Source organism: Candidatus Pelagibacter sp. PS_28, from assembly GCF_059417885.1.
Window position 1 is genome coordinate 803,046 of sequence record NZ_CM182070.1, and the last position, 16,407, is coordinate 819,452.

Annotated in this window: 21 protein-coding genes; 7 read left to right on the forward strand and 14 right to left on the reverse strand. The window is 32.3% G+C overall.

What is annotated here, in order from left to right:
* The first annotated feature begins 12 nt into the window (after positions 1-12).
* The 3 genes from hisI (at position 13) to AC5SMR_RS04400 (ending at position 1,768) form a co-directional block, all read left to right on the forward strand.
* A complete protein-coding gene (gene hisI, locus AC5SMR_RS04390; protein ID WP_494576295.1) occupies positions 13-480 on the forward strand; it encodes a phosphoribosyl-AMP cyclohydrolase in 468 nt (155 codons plus the stop codon).
* Positions 481-855 carry a DUF2237 family protein gene (locus tag AC5SMR_RS04395; protein WP_415285071.1) on the forward strand — a complete coding sequence of 125 codons (375 nt, stop codon included), beginning with the start codon at positions 481-483 and terminating at the stop codon, positions 853-855.
* Positions 856-916: 61 nt separating this feature from the next.
* The gene (locus tag AC5SMR_RS04400; RefSeq protein WP_494576297.1) at positions 917-1,768 is read left to right on the forward strand and encodes a bile acid:sodium symporter family protein; all 852 of its coding nucleotides are present in this window, start codon (positions 917-919) and stop codon (positions 1,766-1,768) included.
* A gap of 4 nt (positions 1,769-1,772) precedes the next feature.
* Here AC5SMR_RS04400 and AC5SMR_RS04405 read toward each other — a convergent pair whose 3' ends face one another.
* Entirely contained in the window at positions 1,773-2,744 is a 972-nt protein-coding gene (locus AC5SMR_RS04405; RefSeq protein WP_494576299.1) for a hypothetical protein, read from the reverse strand.
* 104 nt (positions 2,745-2,848) lie between these two features.
* Here AC5SMR_RS04405 and AC5SMR_RS04410 point away from each other — a divergent pair, with 104 nt between their 5' ends.
* The gene (locus AC5SMR_RS04410; RefSeq protein ID WP_494576301.1) at positions 2,849-3,067 is read left to right on the forward strand and encodes a hypothetical protein; all 219 of its coding nucleotides are present in this window, start codon (positions 2,849-2,851) and stop codon (positions 3,065-3,067) included.
* Here the strand turns inward: AC5SMR_RS04410 and AC5SMR_RS04415 are convergent, their stop codons facing one another.
* The 6 genes from AC5SMR_RS04415 to AC5SMR_RS04440 all read right to left on the reverse strand — a co-directional run bounded on the left by AC5SMR_RS04415 (position 3,068) and on the right by AC5SMR_RS04440 (position 9,919).
* Entirely contained in the window at positions 3,068-4,687 is a 1,620-nt protein-coding gene (locus AC5SMR_RS04415; RefSeq protein ID WP_494576303.1) for an electron transfer flavoprotein-ubiquinone oxidoreductase, read from the reverse strand.
* Positions 4,688-4,710: 23 nt separating this feature from the next.
* Positions 4,711-5,664: an electron transfer flavoprotein subunit alpha/FixB family protein gene (locus AC5SMR_RS04420; RefSeq protein ID WP_494576305.1), complete on the reverse strand. Its 954-nt coding sequence runs from the start codon at positions 5,662-5,664 to the stop codon at positions 4,711-4,713.
* Complete coding sequence (locus tag AC5SMR_RS04425; protein WP_018414290.1) at positions 5,664-6,413, reverse strand: electron transfer flavoprotein subunit beta/FixA family protein; 750 nt, start codon at positions 6,411-6,413, stop codon at positions 5,664-5,666. Before AC5SMR_RS04425 ends, AC5SMR_RS04420 begins: the two co-directional genes overlap by 1 nt.
* Positions 6,413-8,845 carry a GcvT family protein gene (locus tag AC5SMR_RS04430; RefSeq protein WP_494576307.1) on the reverse strand — a complete coding sequence of 811 codons (2,433 nt, stop codon included), beginning with the start codon at positions 8,843-8,845 and terminating at the stop codon, positions 6,413-6,415. The genes AC5SMR_RS04425 and AC5SMR_RS04430 overlap by 1 nt, the downstream gene beginning before the upstream one ends.
* A 59-nt stretch (positions 8,846-8,904) precedes the next feature.
* Positions 8,905-9,252, reverse strand: a complete 348-nt coding sequence (locus AC5SMR_RS04435) for a hypothetical protein (RefSeq protein WP_230454324.1) — start codon at positions 9,250-9,252, stop codon at positions 8,905-8,907.
* A 97-nt stretch (positions 9,253-9,349) separates the two neighbouring features.
* Complete coding sequence (locus tag AC5SMR_RS04440; protein ID WP_006998028.1) at positions 9,350-9,919, reverse strand: NAD(P)H-dependent oxidoreductase; 570 nt, start codon at positions 9,917-9,919, stop codon at positions 9,350-9,352.
* 38 nt (positions 9,920-9,957) lie between these two features.
* Between AC5SMR_RS04440 and AC5SMR_RS04445 the strand changes: the two genes are divergently transcribed.
* Complete coding sequence (locus AC5SMR_RS04445) at positions 9,958-10,155, forward strand: hypothetical protein (protein WP_006998027.1); 198 nt, start codon at positions 9,958-9,960, stop codon at positions 10,153-10,155.
* Here AC5SMR_RS04445 and AC5SMR_RS04450 read toward each other — a convergent pair.
* Genes AC5SMR_RS04450 through AC5SMR_RS04480 form a run of 7 tightly spaced genes read right to left on the reverse strand, consistent with a single transcriptional unit; the run spans position 10,113 to position 14,134 of the window.
* Positions 10,113-10,535, reverse strand: a complete 423-nt coding sequence (locus AC5SMR_RS04450) for a DUF6691 family protein (RefSeq protein ID WP_494576309.1) — start codon at positions 10,533-10,535, stop codon at positions 10,113-10,115. The genes AC5SMR_RS04445 and AC5SMR_RS04450 overlap by 43 nt on opposite strands.
* On the reverse strand, positions 10,532-10,951 hold the full coding sequence (locus AC5SMR_RS04455; protein ID WP_494576311.1) for a YeeE/YedE family protein: 420 nt from the start codon (positions 10,949-10,951) through the stop codon (positions 10,532-10,534). Before AC5SMR_RS04455 ends, AC5SMR_RS04450 begins: the two co-directional genes overlap by 4 nt.
* On the reverse strand, positions 10,952-11,389 hold the full coding sequence (locus AC5SMR_RS04460; protein WP_011282262.1) for a CoA-binding protein: 438 nt from the start codon (positions 11,387-11,389) through the stop codon (positions 10,952-10,954).
* The gene (locus AC5SMR_RS04465) at positions 11,389-12,174 is read right to left on the reverse strand and encodes an enoyl-CoA hydratase (RefSeq protein ID WP_494576313.1); all 786 of its coding nucleotides are present in this window, start codon (positions 12,172-12,174) and stop codon (positions 11,389-11,391) included. Before AC5SMR_RS04465 ends, AC5SMR_RS04460 begins: the two co-directional genes overlap by 1 nt.
* Positions 12,158-12,532, reverse strand: coding sequence for a hypothetical protein (locus AC5SMR_RS04470; RefSeq protein ID WP_006998022.1), 375 nt, complete (start codon positions 12,530-12,532; stop codon positions 12,158-12,160). Before AC5SMR_RS04470 ends, AC5SMR_RS04465 begins: the two co-directional genes overlap by 17 nt.
* Complete coding sequence (locus tag AC5SMR_RS04475) at positions 12,532-12,939, reverse strand: P-loop nucleotide/nucleoside kinase family protein (protein WP_494576315.1); 408 nt, start codon at positions 12,937-12,939, stop codon at positions 12,532-12,534. Before AC5SMR_RS04475 ends, AC5SMR_RS04470 begins: the two co-directional genes overlap by 1 nt.
* Before the next feature lies 1 nt (position 12,940).
* The gene (locus AC5SMR_RS04480; protein ID WP_494576317.1) at positions 12,941-14,134 is read right to left on the reverse strand and encodes an aromatic ring-hydroxylating oxygenase subunit alpha; all 1,194 of its coding nucleotides are present in this window, start codon (positions 14,132-14,134) and stop codon (positions 12,941-12,943) included.
* A 101-nt stretch (positions 14,135-14,235) separates the two neighbouring features.
* On the opposite strand from AC5SMR_RS04480, the gene AC5SMR_RS04485 reads away from it, so the two are divergent.
* Both AC5SMR_RS04485 and AC5SMR_RS04490 read left to right on the forward strand, forming a co-directional pair.
* Entirely contained in the window at positions 14,236-14,964 is a 729-nt protein-coding gene (locus AC5SMR_RS04485; RefSeq protein ID WP_494576319.1) for a methylenetetrahydrofolate reductase, read from the forward strand.
* Entirely contained in the window at positions 14,957-16,315 is a 1,359-nt protein-coding gene (locus AC5SMR_RS04490) for a glycine cleavage T C-terminal barrel domain-containing protein (RefSeq protein ID WP_494576321.1), read from the forward strand. The genes AC5SMR_RS04485 and AC5SMR_RS04490 overlap by 8 nt, the downstream gene beginning before the upstream one ends.
* Positions 16,316-16,407: the final 92 nt, after the last annotated feature.

The window sequence follows — 16,407 nt, forward strand, 5'->3', positions numbered from 1 at the left end:
AATCACCTAGTTATGTTTAAAAAAAGAGAAAATATAGTCGAAATTGAAGAAGGGAAACTCCTTTCACCAAAATTTGATAATGATGGGTTAATTCCAGTTATTACTATGTGCTCAAAAACTAAAGATGTTTTGATGCATGGTTACATGAATGTTGAAGCTTTTAAAAAAACCATTGAGACTAAAGAGGCTCATTACTTTAGTAGATCGAGACAGCAGATTTGGCACAAAGGTAAAACAAGTGGCTTCACTCAAAAAGTAACTGAAATTAGAATTGATGATGATCAAGACTCAGTCTGGTTATCTGTCGATATTGGTGATGGTTCAAGTTGTCATGTTGGTTATCGATCATGTTTTTATAGATCAATTCCACTGGGACCAATTGAAAATGGTAGAGAAGTTGAAATGAAATTTGAAGAAAAAGAAAAATCTTTTGATCCTGAGGTTGTCTATAAAGGTCAACCCAATCCTACAAAAATTTAAATGAGTGATAAACAAAAGAATGTTCTAGGTGAGGATCTAGAAGAATGCTCTAACGATCCTTTAACAGGATGGCACAGAGATGGCTGTTGTAGTACTGATGAAAATGATCATGGTGTTCACACAGTTTGTGCAAAAGTTACAACGGAATTTTTAGAATGGTGTAAGGAAGCTGGAAATGATTTAATTACACCTCATCCTGAATTTGGTTTTCCAGGATTAAAAGCTGGAGATGGTTGGTGTGTATGTGCTAGTTGGTATGCAAGAGCTGCTGATGCTGGAAAACCATGCCCTGTTTATTTAAAAAGAACACATGAAAAAACTTTAAAGCTTGTTTCTATGGAAGTTTTAAAGAAGAATGCTATCGATTTATCTTAATTAATTCTTAATTAAAAATCATTTTCTTGTAAAACTCAAAATGAACTAATAAGTTTTTAAAATGGAAATTGCAACAAAGATAGCTCCATTAGGTTTAGCTTTAATAATGTTGGGACTTGGATTGAGCTTAACTATCCAAGATTTCATAAGAGTAGTTAAAATTCCAAAAGATTTTTTAATTGGTTTTATTTCTCAGTTAGTTTTGCTACCGATTGTTGCACTATCTATAGCATTAATATTAAGTCTATCATCAGAACTTGCTATTGGATTGATGTTAATTGCATGTGCTCCTGGTGGTGTTACATCAAATGTAATTACTAAATTTGCTGATGGTGACGTTGCACTTTCAATATCACTGACTGCTGTTGTTAGTTTGATTAGTATTATTTCTGTTCCATTCATAATGTTTACATCTGTTGATTTTTTTGGAGTTAATTTAATTAAAGAAATATCAATGACTGGTATTGCTTTAAAAATGTTTCTTGTTGTTACAGTTCCTGTAATAATTGGAATGATAATTAAGCATTTCGCTAAAAATTTTATTGATAAGCAAGCCTCACTAATTCAAAAAATTTCAGTATTGTTATTTGTGTTGGTGTTTGCTGCTATTTATATAGAGGAGTGGGATAATATTGTTTCTTATATAATGAATGCAGGCTTAGCTGTTTTAATTTTAAACTTAATAATGATGATTTTAGGTTTTTATATTGCAAAATATTTTGCATCAGGAGTCGCGCAGCAAAGGTGTATTTCAATAGAATGTGGTCTCCAAAATGGAACTTTAGCACTTTTTGTTGGAACGCAAATGTTTGGCGAAAATATAAATACTTTTATTGTACCAACAGCTGCTTATGCTTTGATAATGATGATGACTTCAGTAATTTTTGTATTTATTCTTAGAAAAAATACTTAAAATTTTAATTATTTTTCATTAAACTTAAATTATAAACACGTGCAGTAAGTTTAGATAAATTATTAAAGGTGTTTTTTTGTACATTTAATATTTCTTCTTGATAAACACCTGTTGAAGAATAATGTTTTTTACTATCTATTTTTAAAAATTTTTCTTTTATTAATCTATTTAATTTTCTAATAACTGTAGCTCTTGGGATACCTGTAATATCTGAAATAGACATTGCATTAACACCTGCATCATCTTTATTATCAGCAAAGAAATATTTTTCTAAGTAAAATTCTTTACTCATTTCACTATTATCATTTCTTTTTGAGTTTAAAGCATGATTGATTAAACAAATACCACTAATATGAAAAGATTCTAAGTCACCAAAAACTTTTTTAAATCCTAACAACATAGGCATTTGCATTTCATAATAAAGTTGCCAAACAAATGAAAAATACTCCTTACATGTTTTTGCTAGGCTTTCAGTGCTTAATGGTTCTTGTATTAGCTCCTCGTCAGCACATATTTTTGAAAAAGTTGATAAAAATCTTGTAATCCTTTTTATCGTTTCTTGAGGTTTTATATTTGGCCAAGTGTTTCTATCAATTATAATCTTTTTATTTTTTCTTTTTATTGTGCCCATTTCTTCTAATTCAATAACTTTTCTTCTAGTTGTTTCTTTTGGTATATTGAGAGATTTAGATATCTCCATTATGTTAATTGTATCGATTTCAATCTCATTTTGATCAAAATACTCTTCATAATTTAACTTCACAAAGTTTTTAGAATATGTTTCAAATGTCTGCTGTAATAAATGCATAATGATCATAAATTTTTCATAGTCATGAAAAGTTCTGTAAACATTATTGACCCATGCCAATTGTAATGGTGTCCAAACAGGTATTATCGAAGAAAAGTTTTTCTCAATTATTTCTCGAACATCCTCACTGCGGATTTGCTTTGATATTTCGGGTAATATTTTTGACATAAAATTAAATTTTAACCCAAAATGAACATAATTAAGGTTAGAGTCAACCCAAAATGATCATCAGGTAAATTGTACTATTTATAATTAAATGGTTTATTAATGGCATGAGTACCGAAAAATTAATTAAAAGAGAAATTAATGATCTTCCTCCCTTAGAGACCCCTGAAAAGAGTGAGGAAGTTTCATCATCTGGAAGAGTAGATATTAATATTCTTTTAAACAGAGCTAGAAAAGAAAAAGAAAAAGAAAATCTAACAAACCTAGTTTTTGTTGGATTAACGTCTTGCCTAATTATTGTTGTCGGTATTATCTTATCCTTTTAACTACATATTTCCGTATTTAGGCCCACCACTTCCTTCGGGTGTTACCCAAGTAATATTTTGAGAAGGTTCTTTAATATCACAAGTTTTGCAATGAATACAATTTTGAGAATTTATAACAAATTTATTTACACCATTTTCATTTTGAACTTCATAAACGCCTGCGGGGCAATATCTTTGAGCAGGTTCATCAAATTTTTCTAAAGTATAATTTATCGGTAAGTTTGGATCTTTTAGTTGTAAGTGTACAGGTTGATTATCAGTGTGATTGGTTCCTGTTAAATAAACAGAACTTGTTTTATCAAATGTAATCACATTATCTGGTTTAGGGTAATCAATTTTTGGCATTTCATTTGCTGGTTTTAATGTTTCATGGTCAGCATGTTTGTGCCTTAAAGTAAAAGGTAATTTTCCTCTAAATAATATTTGATCAATTCCTGTAAATATTATTCCAAGAATTAAACCCCAGCTAAAACTTGGTTTAACATTTCGAGCTTGGTGGAGCTCCTCATAAATCCAACTTTTTTTAAATTTATCCTCATAAATTGATAAATCTTTATTTTCTTTTAAATGTTGGTTTATTGTTTCTGCAGCAATCATTCCACTTTTCATTGCAGTATGTGATCCTTTAATCTTAGGCATATTTAAAGTTCCCGCATCACAACCAATTAATAAAGCTCCAGGCATAAACATTTTTGGTAAACTCTGAAGTCCACCTTCAATTAAAGCCCTTGCTCCATATGAAATACGTTTTCCACCTTCAATTATCTTTTTAATTGCAGGGTGAGTTTTAAATCTTTGAAATTCATCAAACGGTGAAAGATGTGGGTTTTTATAATCAAGACCAATTACATATCCTAAAAAAACTTGTTTGTTTTCTGCATGATACATAAAGCTGCCACCATAAGTATTGTTATCGAGTGGCCAACCTGCAGTATGCATGACCATTCCCTCTTCATGATTTTTTTCACTGATTTCCCAAATTTCTTTAAACCCAATTCCATATTGCTGAGGATCTTTACCTTCTGATAAATTATATTTTTCTATTAATTGTTTTCCAAGATGTCCTCTACATCCTTCTGCAAACACAGTAACTTTTCCTAAAAGCTCTATACCTGGTTCAAAGCCATCTTTTTTATTTCCATTTTTATCAACTCCCATGTCTTGAGTTGCAACTCCTTTAACAGATCCATCTTCATTGTATAAAATTTCACTTGCGGGAAAACCTGGAAATATTTCAACACCTAAAGCTTCTGCTTGTTCTGCTAGCCATCTGCATAGATTTGCTAAACTAATTATGTAATTATTATGATTTTGTTGAACTGATGGAAGCAGCCATGTTGGCCAGCTTAATGATTTAGACTTTCCTAAAAATAAGAATTTTTCTTTAGAAACCTTAGTTTTTATAGGTGAATTAAGTTCTTTCCAGTTTGGTAATAACTCATCTAATGCTCTAGTTTCAAAAACATTGCCACTTAAAATATGTGCTCCTATTTCGGATGCTTTTTCAAGTAGGCAAATATTTAATTCTGGATCTAATTGTTTAATTTTAATAGCAGTCGATAGTCCTGATGGGCCACCACCAACAATTACCACGTCATACTCCATTGCTTCTCTAGGCATATGGTAATTTTTTATATTATTTGTTATTTTTGTATAGTGTTTAATTTATTCAATTCTTCTAGGAATTGAGGGAGAGCTTCAAACAAATCAGCCTCTAAACCGTAATCAGCAACACTAAAAATAGGTGCCTCTCCATCTTTATTTATTGCGACAATAATTTTACTTTCTTTCATACCAGCTAAATGTTGAATTGCTCCAGAAATACCAACTGCAATATATAGATCTGGCACTACAACTTTACCCGTTTGACCAACTTGATGTTCGTTACTTATGTAACCTGCATCCACTGCTGCACGCGAAGCGCCTATTGCAGCATTTAATTTATCTGCAATATCAGTAATTAATTTAAAATTGTCACCATTTTGCATACCTCTTCCACCTGAGATCACAATTCTTGCAGTTCCAAGTTCTGGTCTGTCTGATTTAACTTCTTCTCTTTTAATAAATTTAGATAACGTAAACTCTTTTACCGAATCCATTTTTTCAATGGGTGCTGATCCACCTGAAGTTTCACAAGGTTCAAATGAAGTTGGTCTAATAGTTACACATTTTTTTGTATCAGTGCTTTTTACAGTTGCAAATGCATTTCCCGCATAAATAGGTCTGATAAATGTATCTGGAGATACCACTTTGATTATGTCACTAACTTGTGATGTGTCCATTAAAGCTGCTATTCTTGGCATTAAGTTTTTACCAAATGTATTAGCCGAACTAATTAAATGTGAATAATTTTCAGAAACTTTAACAATTAATGGTGCAAAATTTTCCGGTAGAAAATTTTCATAATGACTAGCTTCAACTTGTATTACTTTTTTAACCAAGGGTATTTCAGATAAAACTTTTGCAACATCAGAGCAATTGTTTCCTATTAGTAATGCATGAACATCACCATCAATTTGTGATGCGGCTGTAATAGCGTTAAGAGTAAAAGGTCTTAATTCTTTATTATTATGTTCAGCAATTAATAAAATTGACATTATATAACTTTCGCCTCATTTTTAAGCTTTTGCACAAGTTCAGCTACACTTGATACTTTAATTCCAGCTTTTCTTTTTGGTGGCTCTTCAACTTTAATTTGTTGAACTCTTGGTGTTGCATCAACACCTAAATCTGCAGCTGTCATTTGATCTATTGGTTTCTTCTTAGCTTTCATAATATTTGGTAGAGATGCATAACGCGGTTCATTTAATCTTAAATCACAAGTAACTACCGCTGGAACATTAACTTCAATAGTTTCTAAGCCTTCATCAATTTCTCTAATTATTTCTAATTTATTGTCTTTAATGTCAATTTTTGATGCAAAAGTTGCTTGAGGCCAGTTCAATAAAGCACTCAACATTTGTCCTGTTTGGTTGCAATCATCATCAATTGCTTGTTTACCCATAAATACTAGATCAGGTTTTTCTTTATCAACAATTTTTTGTAATATTTTAGCTACTGCTAAGGGTTCGACTACGCCATCTACTTTAACATGAATTCCTCGATCAGCACCAACAGCTAATGCTTTTCTAACTGTTTCTTGTGCTTTTTCTTCACCAATAGTAACCGCAACTATTTCTGTTGCTTTACCTGCTTCTTTAATTTTTACAGCCTCTTCAATTGCATTATCATCAGGTGGGTTGGTTGACATCTTAACATTATCCGTAACAATTCCTGTGCCATCTTCTTTAACTCTGATTTGAACATTGTAATCAATAACTCTTTTTACAGCGACTAATATTTTCATTATGCTCTTAATAAGTTGTTTTCAGGATCATATGGGCTTTCTTCTAAAATTGTACAATCATACATTTTACCAAGAATATCAATTTTCAATTTTTGCCCTGGTGTCGCAATCTCTGGTTTGACCATTCCTAATGCGATTGATTTTCCAAGTCTAAATCCAAAATCTCCACCAGTTGCACGTCCTATAACTTTTTCATTATCATAAATTGGATTATTCCCTAAAACATCTGCATCCTCTATATTGTGAACTTCCAAGGTAACCAATTGATTTGAAAATCCTTTTTCTCTCCATTTATTCAAAGCATCCAATCCTATAAAATTTCCTTTGTTTGGATGAACAAATCTATCTAACCCAGATTCGTAAGGTGAATATTCAATTGATAATTCTGTGCCAACAAGTTTATAAGATTTTTCAAGTCTCAAACTATTCATTGCTCTAATTCCATAAGGCTTAAGACCTAAATCTTTTCCAGCTTCCATTAATCTATCAAAGATGTGATTTTGATATTCAATTGGATGATGCAATTCCCAGCCAAGCTCACCTACAAAGTTTACTCTCATAGCATTAACTGGTGCATTACCAACATCAATATTTTTTGCACTCAACCATTTAAAATTTTCATTTGAAAAATCATCTCTTGAAACTCTTTTCATTAGCTCTCTAGCTTTAGGACCAGATATAACTAGAACTCCCATACTGTTCGTTAAATTTTCAAATTGAACACTACCATCAGTTGGCATCCACTTTTGAATCCAGTCATGATCTAATCTTTGGTTTGCTCCTGCAGAAACTAAATAGTAACTTCCCTCAGCTTCTTTCATGATTGTAAATTCAGAGTGCACTCCACCCTTAGTATTAAGTGCATGACATAATCCAATTCTTCCAATTTTTTTAGGAAGTTTGTTTGCAACTAAATAATCTAAAAACTCTTCAGCACCAGGTCCTTTAATTCTACATTTAGCAAATGCCGTCATATCTAAAAGACCAACATTCTCTTTTACATTTTTGCATTCTTGCTCAATTGCTTTAAACCATTTTGATCTTCTAAATGACCAGTCATCTTTTTGCTCCATCCCGTCAATTGCGAAGAAGTTGGGTCTTTCCCAACCAAATTTTTGACCAAATACTGCGCCTAATGCTTTCATTCTATCATAACAAGGTGATGTTCTTAATTCTCTAGCAGCCTCTCTTTCTTCATCTGGGTAGTGAACTTTAAATACATGATTGTAAGCTTCTTCGTTTTTTTCTTTTAAATAAGATTTTGTTGCATAATCACCAAACCTTCTTGGTTCAACACCAAGCATATCTATTGTAGGCTCACCATCAATTATCCATTCTGCAAGTTGCCAACCCGCTCCTCCTGCTGCAGTTATTCCAAAACTATGTCCTTCATTAATCCAAAAATTTTTCAATCCCCATGCAGGTCCAACAATTGGGTTTCCATCTGGTGTATAACAAATTGCACCATTATAAACTTTCTTAACTCCAACTTCTCCAAAAGCTGGTACACGGTGAATAGCTCCTTCTATATGCGGTGCTAATCTATCTAAATCTTCTTGAAATAATTCATACTCTGAATCTTTTGATGGCCCATCAACATAACAAGCTGGTGCACCATCTTCGTATGGTCCTAATATTAATCCACCTGCTTCTTCTCTCATATACCATCTGCTGTCGCTATCTCTTAAAACTCCCATTTCAGGTAAGCCATCTTTTTTTCTTTTTACGATATCTGGATGAGGTTCTGTTACAATATACTGGTGTTCAACTGGTATTACTGGAATATCTAATCCAACCATTTTTCCAGTTTGTCTAGCAAAGTTTCCAGAACAAGAAATTACATGTTCGCATTCAATAGCACCTTTATCTGTTTCAACAATCCAGCCATCTTTAGTTTGTTTCATTCCAACTACAGCTGTGTTTCTATAAATCTCTGCACCTAAATTTCTAGCACCTGTTGCCATTGCTTGTGTTAAGTCAGCTGGCTGAATGTATCCATCTTCAGGGTGTTGGATTGCTCCAAGTAAATCTTCTGTACGGCACAATGGCCAAATTTCTTTTACTTGATCTGGTGTTAAAAATTTTACATCCACACCAATTGTTTGAGCAACACCTGCATATTGATGATACTCATCCATTCTATCTTTAGTGCTTGCTAAACGAATATTTGATACGACACTGAAACCAACATTTTGTCCTGTCTCTTCTTCTAATTTTTTATAAAGATCCACTGCATACTTATGAAGCTGTCCAACCGAATAACTCATATTAAATAATGGAAGTAGACCTGCTGCATGCCAAGTAGATCCAGATGTTAATTCTTTTCTCTCAATTAAAACAACATCAGACCAGCCTTTTTTTGCTAAGTGATAAAGAGCACTAACTCCTACTACACCACCACCAACTACAACAACTTTAGCTTTAGATTTCATTAACACGATTCCTACTAAATTTTCATTACGAACGAAACAAAATTCGTTTACCCTCTAAATTAAATTGAAGATCCTAGGGGCATTGGAGCGGACACCATTGTGGTCAACCAGCAGTCTTTGAAGGGACCATCTATTTTATACTTTTCAACCTGCCATTTAAATTTGTAATAGGATTTGTCTTTTCCAAGAACACTAACTTCAAACAAGGCTACTGAATTGTTAAGGTTTTCTTGAACAATTTCATGATCTAAATGATCTAATAATATTTTATATGACTTGCCCTTCAGCATGGTCTTAAATCTATCTAAAGGTCCTGTGCTTTTTCTATTACTAGGATGAGCAAATTCCCAGGTTTGTTCAATGCCATTATCTATAGTGGGAGAGTTGTTTTTTTGTAAACTTTTCAACTGAATTTCCACAACCTGGTATGGCTCAATATTACTATTAGGCTTTATTAATTCTGCTTGTGAAATTGTAAGACTTAGAAAGTAAATTAATAAGGTTTTATATATTATTTGCTGTCTTTTTAACGTCCTCAAGAAATTCTTTTCGTTTTTCATCTGTTACAAACGGTACTGCAAAATATCTTCTGTATACAATATTATAAATGCCACACATATGAAACACACCTCTTTTTAGCCTTCTAATAGGTAAATTTAAAAAAAATGTTGTAACCGCTAACCTTGGGGATCCATAGGTACAAAAGATTATAGCTTTTTTATCTTTTAAGTTTCCCATTGGATAACCATAATTTCCAACTAATTTTTTAAATGTGTAAGCCCATGGGGGTGACAAAACTTTATCTATCCAGCCTTCTACAATAGCTGGCATTCTAAAGTTCCAAATAGGTGCAATTAGAACAATAGTATCACATTTCTCAATACGTCTTCTATGATCTAGAACGTCTTCTCCAGCTTGTTCACCGGCAAAAACTGGATTGAATTTATCTTTATATAAATCTACACAATCAACTGTATTACCGTTTTTTTCCGCTGTTTTAATAAATGTATCTCTAATAGCTGCATTAAAAGACTTTTCATTATAGTGCCCGTATAAAAGAAATATTTTTTTCATTACATTAAGGGTGTATAGACTAGAAAAATTAAAAATCTATGAAAAATTTTTACGTAGTTGCTGGTATTCATAAAGATCCAAATAAAATTGAAACTATCATTAAAGATACAGAAAAAAAATTTGGACCTTTTGAGGAGATTGAAGCTAATAATTTAGCTAAGAGTTTAATTCAAAAAAATATAGATGATTTTTATCATCGTGCTTGGGTTGTTAAATCTAATAATTTAACCAAATAAAACCCAACAAACATAAAGATTACAAAACTTACAGAATTTAAATTTAATAAAGCCAGTGAGGCTATTGCAGGTCCTGGACATAATCCAGCTAAGCCCCAGCCAGCACCAAAAAGTGATGAACCTATAATTAATTTCTTATTTAGTTCTTTATTATTTGAATAAGAAAATTTATCAGCAAAAATTGGTTTCTTATTATTTTTAAATAAATGAAAAAATGGTGAGGATATTATTAAAGCTCCAATCATAACAAATGCTAATGATGGATCCCATTCTTTAAAAATATTTAAAAAACCTAAGACTTTAGCAGGATCTATCATCTGTGAAATGGTAAGACCTATTCCAAAAATTATTCCACAAATTAAAGATATAATCTTATTCATATTAAATTTTTTACCAAAACAGTTAAAATTCCAATAATCATAAATGTTACTGTTGCAATAATTGATCTTAAAGAAAACCTTCCAATACCACTGATGCCGTGTCCACTAGTACAGCCTCCCCCTATTCTTGTACCAGCTCCAACCAATAAGCCTGCAATTGCTAATAAATAAAATGAGTTTGAAATTGTGATATTGATTTCCTGTTGAGTAAATATTTTATAAACAATAGGTCCGATAATTAATCCAATTAAAAATAAAAAATTATCAAATCTATTATCTTTTGAAGTTAAAAAATTACTGGCAATTCCACTTATTCCAATTAATCGACCATTAAATACAAAAAAAATAACTACTGCTAAACCAATTAAGGATCCACCTAGAAATGCAGAGATTGGAGTAAAATTAACTATATTCATTTAACTTTGTAATACTGGAAAAGCTGGGTTTATATTTAAAAAAAGCTTTTGATATTCCATTTTTGTACATCTATTTTCAATATACTCAATATCATTACTCTCCACTAATTCTTTAGCATCAATGCTTCTAATTCCAAGTTGTAACCAAAGAACTTTAGCTCCAATTTTAACACTCTCTTCAGCATACTTGTTAGCTTCAGATGATGGTCTAAATACATCTACGATATCAATAGGTATATTAATATCTTCAAGTTTTTCAAAAACCTCTTCTCCTAAAATCTTTTGACCTTTGGCACTTGGGTTAACTGGAATAACTTTAAAACCATATTTTTGCATGTACTTCATCACTATTGTTGATGGCTTTTTATCATCTTTACTAACACCCACCATCGCTATTGTTTTATACTTTGAGAGAATTTCTTTTATTTTATCGTTCACTACTTATGTTTCCACTTAGGTTTTCTCTTTTGTAGAAACGCTGATATGCCTTCTTTAGCATCCATTGCCATCATATTTTTAGTCATCATTTTACTAGTGTACACGTAAGCTTTTCTCAATGGCATTTCTAATTGATTATAAAAAGTTTGTTTTCCAATTTTAATTGTAAGACTTGATTTTGAAGCAATAGTTTTTGCAACTTTTAACACTTCATTGTTTAATTTTGATTTAGAAAAATGATTATTAATTAGTCCAATTTCTTTTGCATAATTTGCTTTAATAGGATCTCCCGTTAACAGCATATGCATCATTCTTTTTCTGTTAACCTTTCTACTAACAGCAACCATTGGTGTACTACAAAATAAGCCAATATTCACTCCTGGTGTTGCGAAAATTGCATCATTAGAACTATAAGCTAGATCACAGCTTGCAACTAACTGACAACCTGCTGCAAATGCTGCTCCATGAACTTTTGCAATAACTGGCTTTTTTCCTTCAACTATTTGAAGCATCAACTTTGAACAAAGATTAAAAAGTTTTTGATATTTTTCTCTTTTCTTTAATCCACTTACTTCTTTTAAATTGTGACCCGCACTAAAACCTTTTCCAGACCCTTCAATAATTATTACCTTAATATTTTTGTCTTCATCTAATTTTTTAAAAGCTTTAATTAAATCTCCTAAATTTTTTAATGAAAGAGCGTTATATGTTTTTGGCTCATTTAGGATGATTGAAGCAATATCTTTATTTAAAAGTTTAATTTTAATATTACTTAAGTTTGCCATCTTCTCTCATTTTGGCTCTAATTTTTGTTGCAGAAATTTGTTGAATTTCTTCTGACAAAACAACTTCTTCTATTTTGTAACCAACTCCTCTTCCATAACAAATATTAGTAATATTAGGAACCATCATTATCTTAAATCTTCCTTCAAATTCTGGGTTTAACTTTTCTTCAATATTCTTTTTAACTGTGTCAAAATCAAATGGATTATCGTCAACACCTTGAACATCTCTTATTTGAATGCAAACTTGTCCCGTTTTTTTAATAATTTCTTGAAATAAAGCGTAGTGACCATCATGAAATGGTTGCCATCTGCCAAGCATTTGTGCTGTTGGTTTTTTATTATCCCATTCGTAAGCCATTATTTTATCTCCTTTATTATTATTGGTGCCCAATGTTTAGCATCTTGAGTTGTAACCTGACAATCAAATTTTTCAGGCTTTACAAACATCTTGTTAGTATCGTCAAAACGTCCTTCTTTTATTGTATTTACCCAAACTATATAATCTGCAGGAAATAAGTTTCTTGCCTCTGGTGTTGGGCAAACAAAGTCTGCTACAACATAATTTCCATCATCTTTTAATTTTTTTGCAAAATCTGCCATTCTACTTGCTTGTCTTGTTCTGCCTTCTTCTGAAAAATCCCAATCATTAGCTTCTTTTCTAACTTCATCAGCATTAAGTCTTTTAGCATTTAGTAATGGAGCAATTTCATTTGCTAAAGTTGTTTTGCCAGATCCTGGAAGACCCATAATTAATATTATTTTCATTTTAAACTAAGTTTGTTGCAACCCATTTATGAAATTCATGTGTAGGGTTATCCATTATGGGTGAAAAATTCCCGCCATTATATACTGGTGAATTTCTACCTTCTTGCATACCCTCAATAGCTTTTATATCCTCAATCATTACTTCTTTCCAAAATTCTGAATTTTTTTTTCTCATCTCAGCAAACTCAGATCCATTTGCACTATCATCGCCAACATAATACATCATTAAATGCTCTTTAGTCTCACTAATAGATTTTGGTTCTAACCAAAAAACATAAAAATGGTCTACATGAAGACCAATCATTACGTTTGGAAATAAAGCAATATACTCAGCCTTTTTGAATAAGTCTTTAGGCCAATTTGGAAAATTATTGAAACTTTGATTTCCTTTAACAGGTTGATCATATTTATTTGTTCCTTGGCCAGCAAATCTATTTGGTAAACCTTGAATATGGTAATGATCACTAATATTTGAAACTTTATTTAATTCAGGATGTATCCAAGGCAAGTGATAACTTTCACAGTAATTCTCTATTGCAAACTTCCAATTACACTTAACATCAAGACTGAAGTATCCATGATCTTTTGAGTGCTTAAGTAATTTTTGATCTTCCTTAGATATAAATTTTGACCATCTTTCTTCGAGAGGCTTAATATATTCATCAAACTCTAATTCATTACCATTTATATTGATAAATATTATATCCATCCAAATTTTGGTTTTAACCTCTTTTAAATTACTTGATGATTTATCGAATTTTTCTGTCTCATGAATATTTAGGCCTCCTATGTGAGGTGTCGCAACCAACTTTCCATCAAAATCGTAGGACCAGGAGTGGTATGGACATCTTAAGACATTTTTCAAAGCACAAGGCTCATCTAAAAGCTTGAAGCCTCTATGGCTGCAGACATTGTGAAATACCCTTATTTTTTTCTCTTTATCTCTTAAAATAATAAGAGGGATGCCTAGTAAATTATAAGGTTGAGCGTCTCCTACATTTGGTACAGAACTTCCAACGCCAATCACCGTCCATTTATCCTTGAAAATCCTCTCTCTTTCAATGCTTAGATAGTCGAAGCTAGTGTAGCACTCATTTGGTAGGCCATGGGCTTTATCGATGGGGTTCCCAACCACTCTAATTTTTTCCAAGTCCAAGATTTTTGAAAGTTCAGGATTTTTAAGATTTTCAGACATTAAAAAAAATTATCACCAGCACAATTTTTGGCAACAAATATTTTTATCCACAAGATGAATTTCTTTGACAGCATATACAAAAAAGATAATCATCAGAAAAAATGAATTTTTCACTTGAGGTTGGGCCTCAAACAGATCTTGATACACTGCCACCCGTTAAGAATGTTTATGTAACTATGCTCCCAGGAGGAGACTATAAAGAGACAGCTAACCAAACAGCAGCGTTAGTTAAAAAAGGATTTAATCCAGTTCCACATTTTCCAGCAAGATCAATTACGGATGATGATCAGCTTAAAGATTACATTGCAAGATGTAAAGATGTGGGTGCTAAACAAGCTTTAGTTATTGGAGGAAGTAGAGAGCCAGTTGGAAAATTTGATAGTTCAATTCAAATTTTAGAAACAGGATTTTTTGATGGAATTAAAATAGGAATAGCAGGACATCCAGAGGGAAGTCAGGATATTTCTGATAAAGAATTAGAAAAGGCTATGATAGATAAAAAACCTTACGCCGACTATATAGTGACCCAGTGGTTATTAGAAAGTCAACCTATCGTAGATTTCATTTCTAAGCAGTCAGTACCAGTGCATGTAGGAATTACTGGGCCAATGAAAATAACTAGCTTGATTAAATTTGCTAATATTGTCGGGGCGAAAAATTCTATAAATTTTCTTAAGTCTAATTTTAGTAAGGCATTAGATTTATTGAAACCTAAAGACCCTAATGAATTAATTGGGAAAGTGAAAGAGTTTACTGGTAACTTCCACATTTATACATTCGGCGGCTTGAAGGAAACAAACAAGTGGTTGAAGGAGAACGGTTATGTCTAATGAATTTGACTATACTAAACTAAAACATGTAACTTCAGTTGATCAATCAGATCGTGAAGTACCATACAACTTAAGACAGAGTGGGCCTACAAAAGTTGAAATGTTAATTTCAACGAGAGTAAGAAAATCTCCATATTGGCATTTATCAATGCAAGCTGGTTGTTGGAGAGCAACTGTATACAATCGTATTTATCACCCAAGAGGATATGTAAAGCCCGAAGATGGTGGAGCGATGGTTGAATATGAGGCAATTAAAAATCACGTTACAATGTGGAACGTTGCTGTTGAAAGACAAATTAGAGTTAAAGGTCCGGATGCAGAAAAGTTTACTGACTACGTTATAACTAGAGATGCAACTAAAATCTCACCCATGAGAGCAAGATATGTAATTTTATGTAATGCTTATGGTGGTGTTTTAAATGATCCTATACTTCTTAGAATTTCAAAAGATGAATTTTGGTTCTCACTATCAGACTCTGATATTGGAATGTATCTTCAAGGTGTTAACGCTGATGGAAGATTTGATTGTACTATTGAGGAAATTGATGTTTGCCCAGTGCAAATTCAAGGACCTAAATCAAAAGCTTTAATGAAGGATCTTATTGGAGATCAAGTGGATCTAGATAACATGCCTTTCTATGGTTTAGCTGAAGCAAAAGTTGGTGGCAGAAGTTGTGTTATTTCACAATCTGGTTTCTCAGGTGAAGCTGGATATGAAATCTACTTAAGAGAAGCAACTAAATACGCTGATGATATGTGGAATGCTGTTCTTGAAGCTGGAAAAAAACATAGCCTAATGGTTATCGCCCCTGCTCACCACAGAAGAATTCAAGCTGGAATTCTTTCTTGGGGACAAGATATGGATCATCAACACAATCCTTTCCAGTGTAACCTTGGTTACCAAGTTTCACTATCTGGCAAAGGTGAGTGGAATAAAAAAGCTGACTATATTGGAAAAGCTGCATTAGAGAAAATGGGTGCGGATCTTAAGGCTGGTCAAAAACCTTACAAACTTCAGTTAGTAGGTCTTGAGTTGGGTGGAAAACCAATTGAAGAATATGCTCCTGACTTTTGGTTAGTGTCACCTGAGAGTGGTGGAGATCCTGTAGGATTTATCACATCACCTTGGTATCACCCTGAGAAAGGTCAAAATATAGCAATGGGATATGTGCCATTTGATGGAACATTAAATGCTAATGGTTTCCCTAAAGGTAAAGTTGGAACTAAGTACAAAGTTCACTTACCCGCTAAATATTCTGACACACCAGGAACGCCTGTTGATGCTGTGGTAGTAGATATTCCATTTACAGAATCGTTTAACGCAAACACAAGAGAAGTCGTTAAAGGTTAAATTAATTATTTGGGGGAGGTTAATTCTCCCCCACTAATAATGACAAAATCATTCCTAATCGTAATTTGCATAATAATAGTAATTGCTTTAAT